The following is a 13,646-nucleotide window of genomic DNA, read 5'->3' as shown; positions in this document are numbered from 1 at the left end:
TAAAATCAAAAAATAATCATTCTAAAAAAACATTCCTAATGATTAAAAGTAATGCAAAGTGGGGAGAGTTTAGAATGAGAAAGTTATGTGCAAAGAAAAAGCATCCAAGCTGACGCTCGGATGCTTAATAATTCAATTATCGCACTCACTTAGTATTTTTAGAAATGGTAACGCACAAACGCTTCCATTGCTTCATATTCTGCCATACCTAGTGCATTGTATAACTTGGCAGTATCTGAGTTACGCTCTTCCGCTCTTTGCCAGAATTCACGGTCATCAGTACCTTGGAATACAACACCATCTTTTTGAGACTCGTGGAAGAAAATTGCTGTACGCTTTTTCAACACTTGCTCAGGAGACATTGGAACAGCCATTTCGATTTCGTCGATTGGCCACTCATGCCATGCGCCTCTATACATCCATACCCAACAGTCTTTCATGTAATCTTCAGCTTTTAGCTCTTCAAGAGAAGCGAAGATGGCATCAAGACAAACACGGTGAGTACCATGTGGATCGGCTAAATCACCTGCCACATAGATTTGGTGAGGTTTGATTTCTGAAATGATCTCATTGATGATCTTAATATCAGCTTCACCTACAGGGTTTTTACGAACTTTACCAGTTTCATAGAATGGTAAATCTAAGAAGTGAACTTGTGATTCAGGAATACCTGTGTAACGACAAGCTGCAATAGATTCATCTCTACGAATCTGACCTTTGATTTGACGAACTGCAAATGAATCGATGTCTCCATCTTCTTTCGCATCCAAGAAACCAGTAATTTCTTTGAATTTTGATCTAGACTCTGCAGAATCGAAACCTAAGTTCTTCATCATTGACTGAGTAAACATTGCATATCTACGCGCATCGTCATCTGATACGGCAATGTTACCAGAAGTTTGGTAAGCGACGTGTACTTCATGTCCTTGATCCACTAAACGTTGGAAAGTACCACCCATTGAGATTACATCATCGTCAGGGTGTGGAGAGAAGATAATTACACGTTTTTTAGCTGGTTCAGCTCTTTCTGGACGTTGTGAGTCGTCTGCAGAAGGCTTACCACCTGGCCAACCAGTAATTGTGTGCTGCAACATGTTGAATACTTCGATATTCAATTCGTATGCAGAACCTTTTGTTGAAAGCAAGCTATCAAGACCGCTTTCTAAATAATCATTAGTAGTAAGTTTTAAGATTGGCTTTTCAGCTTTGTATGCCAACCAAACAACAGCCTTTTTCACCATTGCTGGTGTCCATTCTACTTCACGAACTAACCAAGGAGTAGTTACACGAGTTAACTGCTCAGAAGCTGCTTCGTCAAGGAAAACAGAAGTATTATCGTGATTCTGAAGGAATGTTGCAGGAACCTGCATTGAAATGTTTCCTTCTACCATTTGTTTAACGATAGGAGCTTTACCAGAACCCCAAGCCATCATTACGATACGCTTAGCTTTCATAATTGGCTTAACACCCATTGTAATCGCGCGTTTTGGAACGTTTTCGATACCGCCAAATGATGGAGCAGCATCAATACGAGTCACAGCAGCTAAAGTAACCATACGAGTACGGCTGTTTACTGTAGAACCAGGTTCGTTAAAACCAATGTGACCAGTACGTCCAATACCTAATATCTGTAGATCCAAACCACCTGCTTGCTTAATTTTTGCTTCGTAATCAGCACAGAAAGCATATACATCTTCCATTGCTAATGTACCGTCAGGGATATGGATATTTTTCTCTTGAATATCGATGTGATCGAATAAGTTTTCATTCATGAAACGAACATATGAATGTACCGAATCAGGTTGCATTGGATAATATTCATCCAAGTTGAAAGTGATCACATTTTTAAATGAAAGTCCTTCTTCTTTATGTAGACGAATTAACTCATCATATACTTTAAGAGGGGAAGAACCTGTAGCAAGTCCTAGAACAGCATTTTCTCCTTTTGAAGCTTTATCACGGATCAAATCAGCGATCTCATGAGCAATAACAACTGATGCATCAGCACTTGTGTTAAAAGTAAGTGTTTCTAAACGTTCAAACTCTCGGTCTGTCATCATTTGTTGGTTCAAAATTGTAGTGTTCATGTTAATAATGCTTTGTTTAAATCAATTGTGGTTATTCAAATGATTTTAAGATGTAACACATTCATTGTGTTATGATTAAATCATTGAATACGTTACAAAATTAGAGATACGGGGGGCGCATCCATAATTATTTCGATACAAGACGTTCGTCGATAGATAAACGCCGTTGGTCGTTGATAAGTTTGCTTTTGAGCGATATCTTAATATTTATTTAATATATAATCTTACAACACTCCAAAATGAGGATTATCGGAATTTTTTTAGCCTAAAAAGCTGATACTTAATTTAAGTGTATAAAAAACGTCTAATAGTACAATTGTGCTTCAATTTTAAGGGTTGCAAAATTTAAAATGGGTAATATTTTCGGAATCATATAAATTGCAAGATCAAACATCAAAATCATAAAATGACAAAGCAAGAGAAGGTTCAAGATATCGTAAATACTTTACAGACTTTATATCCTAATCCACCTATTCCATTAGATCATAAAGACCCTTTTACATTATTAGTGGCTGTAGCATTATCTGCTCAATGTACAGATGAAAGAGTGAACAAGATTACACCCTTATTATTTGCAAAAGCTGACAACCCTTATGATATGATGCAGTTAACGGTTGAAGAAATTAAAGAAATCATTAAACCATGTGGATTATCTCCAATGAAGTCGAAAGGGATTCATGGAATGTCAAAGATTATTGTAGAGAAGTTTGATGGTAAGGTACCAGATAATTTTGAAGACCTTGAGTCACTTCCAGCAGTTGGGCATAAAACCGCTTCTGTAGTGATGTCACAGGCTTTTGGTGTTCCTTCTTTTCCGGTTGATACTCACATTCACCGTTTGATGTACCGATGGGGACTTTCTACAGGAAAAAGTGTTACCCAAACAGAAAAAGATGCCAAGCGATTATTTGAAGAAAAAGATTGGAACGACTTGCATCTACAAATCATTTATTTTGGTAGAGAGTATTGTCCGGCACAGAGACATGACCCTAATACCTGTCCTATTTGCTCGAAACATGGTCGAAAGTCCCTTTTCAATGCTCCTGCAAAAAAGAAAAAGACAAAGAAGTAAATCAGCAATTTTGTCTATAATCTTCTAAAACCGTCAAATTAAAATGACGTAATAGGAAAAATAATTCGTCATTACATAAAAAAAAGCCGAATATAAGCCTGTAAAGTAGGATAGGGATATTTATCATATACCTTACTTCCTAAAACTTTGTATATTAGGCAACAAAATAAAACTTTCGTATAAGTGATATTAGTATAAATGAGTTTTGAAAATATAGAAGAAGGCGAATTGATCGACTTAGTAAAAGGAGGAGATCGATTGGCTTGGGAATATATCACAAAGGAATATTATCAAGCGATTCTTAATTTTATTAACAGCATGGTCCACGATTGGGAAACTGCTGAGGAATTAGTGCAAGACATCTTTGTGAACTTTTGGACGAAGAGAGAAAACCTAAATATTAATTTATCTTTAAAAGCGTATTTATATAGAGCGGCAAGAAACCATACGCTCAATTTTATAAAAAGAAGAAACTTTGAAAGGGAATACCAAAGAGGGGTAGCCGAAAGAATGGAAGTTTCGAAAAACGAAACAGAAGATGCTTATCATTTTTCTGAATTAGAGAAAAGATTAACTTCTGCTATCGAGGAACTACCGGAAAAAATGAGAGAGATTTTTAAAATGAGCCGTTTTGAAGATCTAACTTATAAGGAGATTGCAGAAGCATTGGATATCCCTGTAAGAACAGTGCATTATCAAATCGGGTTAGCTTTAAAACAACTAAGAGAAAAGTTAAAAGGGCATGCAGACCCAAGTTTAATGTCGTTCGGTGGATGGGCAATAATTGGATTAATTATAGAAAATCTTCTTGAGGGGAAATTTTTTTAGATTTTTTTTGTCCACAACATTTACCTAGTTGTCAATAGATTGAAGCGTAACTATGCCTAAGCTTTACGTTTCTACTGTGGATCGAAAAGGTAAGAACTTTCACGAAATACTAGAAAAAAGATTAACGAGTAATTATAAATTTATCCGAATTTTTATGGATAAGGAAATTAACATTGATTGGACACTGATTGCTGAGTGTTTGGGCGGTGATGACCAAGCGGTTGTAAAAGCCAAAGAGGTTGCTGCTCAGGATGCTACTTTCAAAAGTGTTTTATCAGAAGTGACGGAGATCTGGAATACAGCAGGCTCCATGGAACAAGGCCGACGTTCGAGGACGAATGTTGAAGCTTTGGATGAAAAAGTAGATCAGATCTGGCAAAAGATTTTAGAAATCGAATCTGAAGAATCTGAAATGGCTGCTTCATTAGAAGAAAATAATTCTAATGTAGATCAGGATGTTCTTGACATCTGGAAAGCATCTTCTTCTTTGGGTCATAAACAAAGAAAAGAAGTTTCTGGAGAAGAGATGGATGCTGCTATGGCAAAAATGCTGCTTCGTATGAGTGTTGATGAGAAAGAAGAAAAGCCTCAAAACACCACTTTCAAAGTAGAAAAGAATACAGCTGTATCTCAGGGCAAGAAATCGATGTGGAACTTCCAAGTAAGAATGGCTGCTTCTGTGGCTGTATTACTAACGGTTGGTTTTACGTTGTACTTCTCTTTAACTGGAGAGGCTGATCTGAAAACATTTGAATCAGGAAGTGATGTAGCATTGGTTGAATTACCTGATGGTACTGAGGTATGGTTGAATAAAAACAGTTCAATTACCTACCCAGAAGAATTTGCTAGTGATTCAAGACAAGTGACTCTAAAGGGGGATGCGTTTTTTGATGTTCATCGAAATCCACAAAAGCCGTTTAGTATTATCACTGATAAAGCAAAAACGACTGTATTGGGAACATCTTTTCATTTGAAAGAAAATGAAGTAGAGGTAGTGACTGGTAAAGTAAGATTTGAAGATAAAAACTCGGGCGACTATGTTGTTTTAGTTAAAGACGAAAAAGGTATTCTGTCTACAGAAGGAGTTAACAAACTTACTTACGATAGCCATGATGCATTGTCTTTAAGACAGTCCAATTTAGTTTTCCAAGGAAATACTTTAAAAGAAGTGACAGAAGTATTGTCAAAAGCATATGGTGTTGATATAGTTATCGAAAACCAAAACTTAGAGGCAAGAAAATTCACAGGAACATTTAATAACAAATCAATTGAAACAGTTATTGAACAAGTAACTGAAGTAATTGGTTGTTCATCAGGTGTTACAGAAGATGGTAAAGTATTATTAAAATAGATTACTGATTATCATTCAAAATATATCAAGGCTACTCTTTAATAGGGTAGTCTTTTTTTGTATCTTATTTTTTCGGACCGATTGAAATTTTGAATGGAAGATTTGATAAAAGCAGCTTTTAACGGAGTTGATTTAACTGAAGAGGAATGGCAGTTTATAAAGGATAGAATAGCACTTCAGCATTTTAAAAAAGGAGATATCCTCTTAAAGGAAAAAGATGAAGTTCTCACCCAATATTATGTGATAGAAGGCTGTCTCCGCTCTTTTTTTATTGATACTCATGAGAGAGAACATACTTTGCAGTTTGCAATCCATGATTGGTGGATAAGTGATTATACTGCTTATTTTGATGCATCAACAGCTATACTTACAATAGAATGTATTCAGGATACAACGGTTTTAGAATTATCAAGAATAACTCAAAAAGAGGTTTTTGAAAAGATTCCCAAAGTCGAGAGTTTTTTTAGAGATAAGCTAGAACATAGCTTTGGAGCTTTTCAACTGCGTATTATTAATAACCTTTCAAAAACAGCGAAAGAGAAATATCTGGATTTCCTAACATCGCATAAGCAAATCGAGAAGCATATTAAGAATTATCATATCGCATCTTACCTTGGAATCACTACAGAAAGCTTAAGTAGAATAAGAAGAGAACTAGCGAAGCAATAACTTTTCTTATCATAGATCAATTTTATAAGTGAATTTATTTTTTGAGTTTTGCATTGTTAAAAATAAAATTCAAATGATCAATTTAAAGCATTTATTAATCGGTCTTATCTCTTTATTAATGTTCCAATCTTGTGGTTCAGAAAAGACCTCTCAATCAAATACAGAAGCACAACCAAAAAAAGTTTTATTTGTACTTACTAGTCATGACCAAATGGGAAATACTGGTGAGAAAACAGGTTTCTGGATAGAAGAATTTGCCACTCCATATTACTTCCTAAAAGATCAAGGAGTTGAAATTACATTAGCATCACCAAAAGGAGGGCAACCGCCTTTCGATCCAAGAAGTGATGCAGACAATGCACAAACACCATCGACAAAACGTTTTAAAGCGGATCAAGAAGCACAGAAGCAGATGGCGAATACACTAAAATTATCTGCCGTAAAAGCAGATGATTATGATGCTATTTTCTATCCTGGTGGTCATGGACCCTTATGGGATTTATCAACTGATAAAACGTCCATTGCTTTAATTGAGTCTTTTTATAACGCAGGTAAACCTGTCTCTGCCGTTTGTCATGCTCCAGCAGTATTCAAAGAAACAAAGGCAAAAGATGGTTCACCTCTAGTAAAAGGAAAAAAAGTAACAGGTTTTTCAGATGAGGAAGAAGCAGCAATTAATTTAACTGAAGTTGTTCCTTTCTTAGTTGAAGATATGTTGAAAGAAAATGGAGGTATCTACTCTAGAGGAGATAATTGGGCTGCTTATGCAGTAGAAGATGGCTTATTAATTACAGGTCAAAATCCAGCGTCATCAGAGTTAGTAGCTAAAAAGTTATTAGCAAAACTGACAAAGTAGAACTTATAAATATCGGTTTGTCCTTGTATTCAAAGGATGAAATTAAAGGTGATAAAGCTCCAAATGGTAGTTTTATCACTTTTTTATTGCTCATATATGAATGAGTCTGAATAAAAGTTTTCTTAATAAAATAAGCTGTATCTTTGCAAGGAATTTAAAATCAATCGAATGCATCATACGATAGAATTAGATACAATTGTTGCATTAGCAACAGTACCCGGTCAGTCTGCAATACATGTGATAAGACTTTCTGGTCCGGATGCGATTAAAATAGTAAACAAAGTATTTAAAGGAAAAGACCTAGAAAAACAGGCAGGACATACCGCTCATTTCGGAACGATTCGCGACGAAGAGGGCGTAATTGTTGATGAGGTTTTAGCTACAATTTTCTACGGTCCTAAATCATATACAGGTGAGAATACGGTAGAAGTATCTTGCCACGGTTCACAATTTATTGCAGACCAACTTCTACAACTTTTTATGAAAGTAGGAGCGAGGTATGCAAAAGCAGGTGAATTTACACAAAGAGCTTTTGCGAATGGCAAATTAGACCTAGCACAAGCAGAGGCCGTTGCCGACTTGATCGCAGCAGATTCACACGCTTCAAGAGATGCCGCAATGCAGCAAATGCGAGGTGGTTTTTCTCGAGATATCAAAGCGCTTAGAGAAAAGTTGATTCACTTTGCTTCAATGATAGAGTTGGAATTAGACTTCTCGGAAGAAGATGTGGAATTCGCTTCAAGAGATGAACTAGTAGAATTAATCAATGAATTGAAAAGAGTAATTAAAGCATTGATTGATTCTTTCTCTATGGGTAATGTCTTGAAGAATGGTGTACCTACTGTTATTGCAGGTAAGCCAAATGCGGGGAAATCAACCTTACTAAATGCATTACTGAATGAGGAAAAAGCCATAGTTTCTGATGTAGCAGGAACAACCAGAGATTTTATTGAGGATGAAATCAATATTGGAGGTGTTACTTTCCGTTTTGTCGATACTGCAGGGCTTAGAGAAACTCAAGATAGAGTCGAAGCGATTGGTGTGCAACGTTCTTATGAGAAGATGAAAAAAGCATCATTGATCATGTATATGTTTGATGCAGCAACTTCGTCAATTGAGGATGTAAAACTAGAAGTTGATGCATTAGAGAAGTTAGGGGTACCTTATATTTTGGTTGCTAACAAATTGGACCAATTGGCCAATGGGTTAGCTACTGATTTCAATGAATTCTCTGACCACTTGATCAAAATCTCAGCAGATCAAGGTACTGGTGTGGAAGAATTGAAAGAAAGAGCCTTACACTTGGTTAACCTTGACAAGGTTCAGTCTGGAAATACAATGGTTACGAATGCACGTCATTACCAATCACTTCGAGAAACTATGAAAGCATTAGATGATGTGATTAATGGTGTTGAAATGGGTATGACTGGAGACTTCTTAGCATTGGATATCCGAAATGCACTATACCACTTAGGTGAGATCACTGGTGAAGTAACTACCGACGATTTACTGGAGAATATCTTCAGTAAGTTCTGTATCGGTAAGTAATTTATCTATTAAAATATTTGAAAAAAGAGGCTTTAGGGCCTCTTTTTTTGTTTACTCCCCAAACTGATCCGTTAAAGTAGCACTCAATGAAGCAGGAAAAGCACCAATTAAAGTTCGCTTAAATGCTAAACTAAAATCTGTTATCCAAGGACATTTATCCACCACTGTAAGTAATATTCCAATAATTAAAACTGATAAGACAAAGGTGCTGAAAATTCTAATTACATATTCTTTTCTGAATAGTTTTAGTTTCATTTTGTAGGATGAATAATAGACAAAGGAAGCAATAAAGACTATGGATATACTACTTAATATCAAAGTATTTAGCCATGGTAATGCATCACCCATTGTCCATACTTCTTCTGTGAATGCTGTCGGAACTGCAAGGATGCTAGCTCCCACAATTATTTCTAAAAGATCATTGATTCTAAATTCAACTTTAAGTGGAATATCAATGGTTCTAAGTATCTTTCCCTGCTCATCCAAAATTTCAAATAACTCGTAAAGCTTTCCATTAATTCTATGATATTTCCGATTCACTCCTTGAATATTGAGTTTCATGCTAAAGTAAATTTTTAGTGATTTTTTCTATTTATCGTGTATCAAAAAGTTATTCTTAAACATTTGATCACCCTACAAAGGTCCGCCTTACGGAATGGAATCACTTGATGAAAAAATTTAAGGAGTTGTGTAAAATCGTCAACTTGATTTTTTAGAATGATGTTTAATGAAACAATTTCTTTGGTATCTTTAATAAGGACAAATTTTTGGAAATGGAAGATAAATATACGTTTGAGACGAGTGAACACACAGTTCATGGAAGCTATGAAAAATTTGCCAAGGATTTAAAAGGTACTTGGGATGGTGAGGAACTTAATATAGACACAGGTTGGTGCACGTATAAAGGACATTCTTTCTGTTTTTTAGAAGAAATGTATGTAGGTATTTTTGAACTGAATTCTAAAAAACCAATTACCGTTAAATATGAACCTGATGATGGTAAAACTTATATCAGTATCAGAATAGGTTTTACAGGATCCTTCTTTAGTAAAGGCGACACCAAAAAATTTCATAATCTAGGCGTTTTTATCTACAATTCTTCACAACAATTTGAAATCGAACTTCCTCATGGAGCAAAATATGAATACGTTACTATCCGGTTTTCTGTTGATTTCTTCAATAAATTCACCCGAGAAAATGCCAACTCCAAAATCAAAGCTCTTTTTCAGAATAACACTCCTTGGTTTCATTACCTTCCGCTTGATGTAGAAATCGAAAACTTTGTGCGTACCATTATTGCGAATGTGGACAAAGACAAAAGAAGAGATATTTATTTTTTTAGTAAGGCATTAGATATTGTCGGTATTATCCAAGAAAAATTGGAGTATGAGAGTACAAATGTCAAAAAGAATATACATCCTGAAGATCTAAAAGCTATGATGCAATTAAAGGATGAATATCTCTCTGATTTTACTGAACAGCCTAATTTATCTGAGTTAAGTGATGAGTTTGGGATGAGTATTTCTAAGTTGAATCGTATTTTTAAATCGATTTTCGATCAACCTATTCTTCAATTTTACAAACAACAAAAGGTGGAAGAAGTCTACAGACAAATTATTTATACCGATAAAAGTTTGACTGAAATTTCTATGGATCTAAATTTTAGTGATAATGCCCATATGAGCAACGTTTTTAAAAAATACTACGGATATGCACCTTCTGAACTCAAAGACAAAAAAGACACTGGAAAATTAAAATAACCTATCGCTTAAAAAGATTATTTGATAAAGAACCCTCTTGATGAGCATTTTCATACAAGAGGGTTTACCATAAATAAAACCAAAACTAATTTATTTCTTAGTGTGCACCACAACCACAAGGTTCAAATGGCTTGTCAACACCAGTTCCACGAACATCACCCAATGCGCCACATCCACCGGCATAGCGAATATCCTGAAGCTGAATGACGTTGTTATCAAAATCTGTAAGGTATAACTCTTTTGTATCTCCATTTGCGTCACCACCACGGTCAGGCATACGTTGTGTGTAGTAAGTTTGCAATGGACCTGTCGCTCTCCAAGATTGACCTAAAACATTCATTCCGAACTCTCCAAGATCTTTCTCAATACGATTTACATCGAAATCTTTCACTGCAAAACAAGTATGGTCGATACGAGGTTTCACACCTTTAGCTTCTGGACCACTTAATTCATAAAGTACCAATGAAGCATTACCCGTTCCTACTCTTAATACTGGTGTTGGACCTTGATATGTATCTACTGGAAGATCAAAAATACTTTGATAGAATTTTAAAGACTCAGCTCCATTAGATACTCCAAGTGTACAGTGGTTTAATTCTATACTCTCTACTAATCCTTTTGTTGGCGCTTCTTCAGGAACAGCATACGTAACATCGCCTAGAAGTCCGCTACCACCGGCATATTTCTCATCTTGGATCTGTACAATAATTCCATCAGGGTCACCAATAAATAATTCAGGAGTACCTTCAACTGCACCACCTTTATCCGTTCCTCTGTTTCTTAATGTAAATTTACCTGGATCTGGATAAATTGATTGTTCATAACCTAAAGCTGTTAAACGCTCAATAAATTCATTAGGATCAAAATTTTCTACAGAGAAACCAAAGTGAGTATAACCCGGCTTGTCCGTTGCTTCTCCTAAAATAGAGAAATATTGAGGGCCATCGCCTACTCTGAATACTACGCTCTCGCCTTGACGGGCTACGATCGGGAAACCGAAAATGCCTTGTAACCACTCCACCATTCTTTTAGGATTTGATACGCGCATTGAAGCATGATTAATTGAAATTACTGGTACTGGTTTGAAATTTTTTTCTGACATAATTTTAATTGTTTGTGTCTTTTCAGACGAATGATATATTTTGAATTTTTCTATTTGTAAACTTCTGACTTTAAAGTCTTTTCGACATCTCCCTCATTGTTTACATTACAAATATCAGGGTTTAAAAAAGGAATCTCTTGAAGGAAAAAGGCAGGTAGTTGTAAGAAATCTTCAACTTGTTTTTTTCTTTTTAATACTTGAATAATATTCTAAACTACTTCACGCTTAAAGAGCAGATTCCTACATCAATTGAATGGCCTAAAAGCAAAAAAAAGAGGCAACATAGTATGATATGTTACCTCTTGATATAAATTATTTGTTTTCTTTATTTTAGATCAAAAATCCCTACACGATCGGATTTTGTACTTCCTACCCAAATACGATTTCCCACTTCGATTGCACTTGTTCCTGCTCCTAGTACACCATAAACAGCAGCCGGCATTACTTCGGTCAACTCAAGCGTTTCAGGATCAATACGTGTGACTTTGAAAGTCGTCATTTGATTACCACCATAAGCGGCAGCCACTTCTTGTTGCTTGGCAAAATCCAATGGTTCATCTACTACATGGATACCTGCCAAAATCGATTTTCCATCTGCTGACCAACGTAAGTTATCTGGAATACCTCCTAAATCCATTGAAGTGACTTTAACAGGAGATACACTTCGATCTATTTTCACCACAGAAAAACCAGTAGAAGCGGCGACATAAATTTGTTGTCCATCCTCTGAAATCACAATACCGTTTGGTGTTGAAATATTTTCTGATCCCTCAATATCTTGCCATCCATTTGATTTATACCAAACGCGAGTATTTCCAATTGGGGCTCCTTTTAGTGCCAATTTCATAGATTCTTCTTGAGGCATTAACGGGTTACCTGTAGATGTTGCCACTACACCACCGTCGGGCAATAAGGCAACAGCATCTGGCCAAAAATCTTTGGCTACATCAATCCCACCAATCCATGTAAACGTTGGAATTTCTTCTGAATAGTCAATTCTAAATACCTCTACAGCTTCTCTACTTTCACCAGATGCACTAGCGTGGCTAGCTACGTACACTTCAATAGTAGTTTCTGTTTGATTATGGAAGTCAAAACCGTGAGGACTAAATGCATTCCAAGTTGGAGGGGTTGTTAATGGGAAACGATCTTCTTCTGCAGTTATTTTAATAGACGAAGAATCAACTCTAAACCCAGTTTCTTTTTCAGCGTCAAATAAGTGCCAATAACCTGTTGTGATTACTTTATCCCAGAAATTAGGTCCATAACATGTAATACCTCCACCAACGATCCAATTGGTTCCTGGTATCTGAATGATGTCTTCTACGTTATAGAAACCGATATTAAATTTGGCGTTCGACATGAATTGTTCAACTGTTTTCATTGTTTTGTTATTTAATTTTTGATTAATAATTTTTTAGGAATTTCAACGATGGGTAAGATCGAAGAACTTATTTCAATCGTTTTATTTTCGTATTGAGCAAATGAGAAATTGACTCCATTTAGAACAAACAAATTGATGTGAAATAGTGTATTGTTTTTCATTGTATTTATAAATCTGTGAGCACCATCATTTTGATTGTATCACAAATAAATATCGAGGTTGAAAAAAGGAATCTCTTGAATGAAAAATGTAAGTAGTTGTAAGAAATCTTCATTTTCAATTGAACCTTTTCTCTGCAATGCCTACTAATGCTCGCAGTTCTTTATGTTTCTTAAATGAAGACCTATCAGCATGAAAGACATGGCATAGGAAAGACCGCTTAACCAAACAGGCTCAAAACCAATATATTTTGATATCATACTCAATGCATAAATGATATAACTTCCCCACATCAATTTATTTTGAAGCGATTGTGCACTACATTTTAATGTTGAAAAGTAAACTGCCATACCACTAATAACGATCATAGATAAATCAATCATTCCCCAAATATCTAATTGATGAATATGGTGGATATGATCGTGATGATGATGGGTTGAATGAGATAAGAAAGAACTTCCAATCATCACTCCTGAGGTGATAATACAATGGACCAAACAAACAAATGATCCTGTAATTCCTATCTGATCGGTGTACCTGATAAATTCCCTTTTTAAAGCGTACATAGTGTCAATTATTTATGATTAAAGATGATTTTTTGTTGTTCTAATTACTGAACAATACAAAAGTCTTGATTTCTAAATGAAAAGGATTGAAAGGAATCGTCAGGTGCTTGAAAGAAAACGGCAATTTTTTCCTGAATCAAAATGTACATTTAGATGAACTTATAATCATAATTGGAAGGCTCTCTTAATAAATAGTAGTATTGCTAATACCTAATAGGTAGTTTCCATCTAGAAGTTTTATTCTTCTTTTTTCTTATAATAATT

The 13,646-nt window shown here is 35.4% G+C and carries 12 protein-coding genes; 7 read left to right on the top strand and 5 right to left on the bottom strand.

Annotated elements, in window-relative coordinates; all coding sequences use genetic code 11:
• Positions 1-158: 158 nt before the first annotated feature.
• A complete protein-coding gene (gene nagB / locus HGP29_RS25045; protein ID WP_168885203.1) occupies positions 159-2,087 on the bottom strand; it encodes a glucosamine-6-phosphate deaminase in 1,929 nt (642 codons plus the stop codon).
• A gap of 406 nt (positions 2,088-2,493) precedes the next feature.
• Here nagB and nth point away from each other — a divergent pair, with 406 nt between their 5' ends.
• The 6 genes from nth to mnmE all read left to right on the top strand — a co-directional run bounded on the left by nth (position 2,494) and on the right by mnmE (position 8,411).
• On the top strand, positions 2,494-3,159 hold the full coding sequence (gene nth, locus HGP29_RS25040) for an endonuclease III (protein WP_168885202.1): 666 nt from the start codon (positions 2,494-2,496) through the stop codon (positions 3,157-3,159).
• Between the two features lie 198 nt (positions 3,160-3,357).
• A complete protein-coding gene (locus tag HGP29_RS25035) occupies positions 3,358-3,987 on the top strand; it encodes an RNA polymerase sigma-70 factor (protein ID WP_168885201.1) in 630 nt (209 codons plus the stop codon).
• Between the two features lie 52 nt (positions 3,988-4,039).
• Positions 4,040-5,338: a FecR family protein gene (locus HGP29_RS25030; protein ID WP_211093415.1), complete on the top strand. Its 1,299-nt coding sequence runs from the start codon at positions 4,040-4,042 to the stop codon at positions 5,336-5,338.
• A gap of 93 nt (positions 5,339-5,431) precedes the next feature.
• Positions 5,432-6,007, top strand: coding sequence for a Crp/Fnr family transcriptional regulator (locus tag HGP29_RS25025; protein ID WP_168885199.1), 576 nt, complete (start codon positions 5,432-5,434; stop codon positions 6,005-6,007).
• A gap of 73 nt (positions 6,008-6,080) precedes the next feature.
• Positions 6,081-6,863, top strand: coding sequence for a type 1 glutamine amidotransferase domain-containing protein (locus HGP29_RS25020; protein WP_168885198.1), 783 nt, complete (start codon positions 6,081-6,083; stop codon positions 6,861-6,863).
• Between the two features lie 168 nt (positions 6,864-7,031).
• Positions 7,032-8,411: a tRNA uridine-5-carboxymethylaminomethyl(34) synthesis GTPase MnmE gene (gene mnmE, locus HGP29_RS25015; protein ID WP_168885197.1), complete on the top strand. Its 1,380-nt coding sequence runs from the start codon at positions 7,032-7,034 to the stop codon at positions 8,409-8,411.
• A gap of 51 nt (positions 8,412-8,462) precedes the next feature.
• Here mnmE and HGP29_RS25010 read toward each other — a convergent pair whose 3' ends face one another.
• Entirely contained in the window at positions 8,463-8,951 is a 489-nt protein-coding gene (locus HGP29_RS25010) for a DUF2391 family protein (protein WP_168885196.1), read from the bottom strand.
• A 233-nt stretch (positions 8,952-9,184) separates the two neighbouring features.
• Between HGP29_RS25010 and HGP29_RS25005 the strand changes: the two genes are divergently transcribed.
• Positions 9,185-10,171 carry a helix-turn-helix domain-containing protein gene (locus tag HGP29_RS25005; RefSeq protein WP_168885195.1) on the top strand — a complete coding sequence of 329 codons (987 nt, stop codon included), beginning with the start codon at positions 9,185-9,187 and terminating at the stop codon, positions 10,169-10,171.
• Positions 10,172-10,268: 97 nt separating this feature from the next.
• Here HGP29_RS25005 and HGP29_RS25000 read toward each other — a convergent pair whose 3' ends face one another.
• The 3 genes from HGP29_RS25000 to HGP29_RS24985 all read right to left on the bottom strand — a co-directional run bounded on the left by HGP29_RS25000 (position 10,269) and on the right by HGP29_RS24985 (position 13,382).
• Entirely contained in the window at positions 10,269-11,273 is a 1,005-nt protein-coding gene (locus HGP29_RS25000; protein WP_168885194.1) for a VOC family protein, read from the bottom strand.
• A gap of 325 nt (positions 11,274-11,598) precedes the next feature.
• Positions 11,599-12,657 carry a YncE family protein gene (locus tag HGP29_RS24995; RefSeq protein WP_168885193.1) on the bottom strand — a complete coding sequence of 353 codons (1,059 nt, stop codon included), beginning with the start codon at positions 12,655-12,657 and terminating at the stop codon, positions 11,599-11,601.
• A gap of 305 nt (positions 12,658-12,962) precedes the next feature.
• Positions 12,963-13,382: a MerC domain-containing protein gene (locus HGP29_RS24985; protein ID WP_168885191.1), complete on the bottom strand. Its 420-nt coding sequence runs from the start codon at positions 13,380-13,382 to the stop codon at positions 12,963-12,965.
• Positions 13,383-13,646: the final 264 nt, after the last annotated feature.

Origin of the sequence: Flammeovirga agarivorans, assembly GCF_012641475.1 — a bacterium.
GTDB lineage: Bacteria > Bacteroidota > Bacteroidia > Cytophagales > Flammeovirgaceae > Flammeovirga > Flammeovirga agarivorans.
The sequence above is the reverse complement of the archived record's forward strand: the minus strand, read 5'-3'. Positions and strand labels throughout refer to the sequence as shown.

Coding starts and splice junctions, on each gene's coding strand:
- HGP29_RS24995 (WP_168885193.1), bottom strand. CDS start 12,657: ATGAAAACAGTTGAACAATTCATGTCGAACGCCAAATTTAATATCGGT.
- nagB (WP_168885203.1), bottom strand. CDS start 2,087: ATGAACACTACAATTTTGAACCAACAAATGATGACAGACCGAGAGTTT.
- HGP29_RS25000 (WP_168885194.1), bottom strand. CDS start 11,273: ATGTCAGAAAAAAATTTCAAACCAGTACCAGTAATTTCAATTAATCAT.
- nth (WP_168885202.1), top strand. CDS start 2,494: ATGACAAAGCAAGAGAAGGTTCAAGATATCGTAAATACTTTACAGACT.
- HGP29_RS25030 (WP_211093415.1), top strand. CDS start 4,040: ATGCCTAAGCTTTACGTTTCTACTGTGGATCGAAAAGGTAAGAACTTT.
- HGP29_RS24985 (WP_168885191.1), bottom strand. CDS start 13,382: ATGTACGCTTTAAAAAGGGAATTTATCAGGTACACCGATCAGATAGGA.
- HGP29_RS25005 (WP_168885195.1), top strand. CDS start 9,185: ATGGAAGATAAATATACGTTTGAGACGAGTGAACACACAGTTCATGGA.
- HGP29_RS25025 (WP_168885199.1), top strand. CDS start 5,432: ATGGAAGATTTGATAAAAGCAGCTTTTAACGGAGTTGATTTAACTGAA.
- HGP29_RS25035 (WP_168885201.1), top strand. CDS start 3,358: ATGAGTTTTGAAAATATAGAAGAAGGCGAATTGATCGACTTAGTAAAA.
- mnmE (WP_168885197.1), top strand. CDS start 7,032: ATGCATCATACGATAGAATTAGATACAATTGTTGCATTAGCAACAGTA.
- HGP29_RS25020 (WP_168885198.1), top strand. CDS start 6,081: ATGATCAATTTAAAGCATTTATTAATCGGTCTTATCTCTTTATTAATG.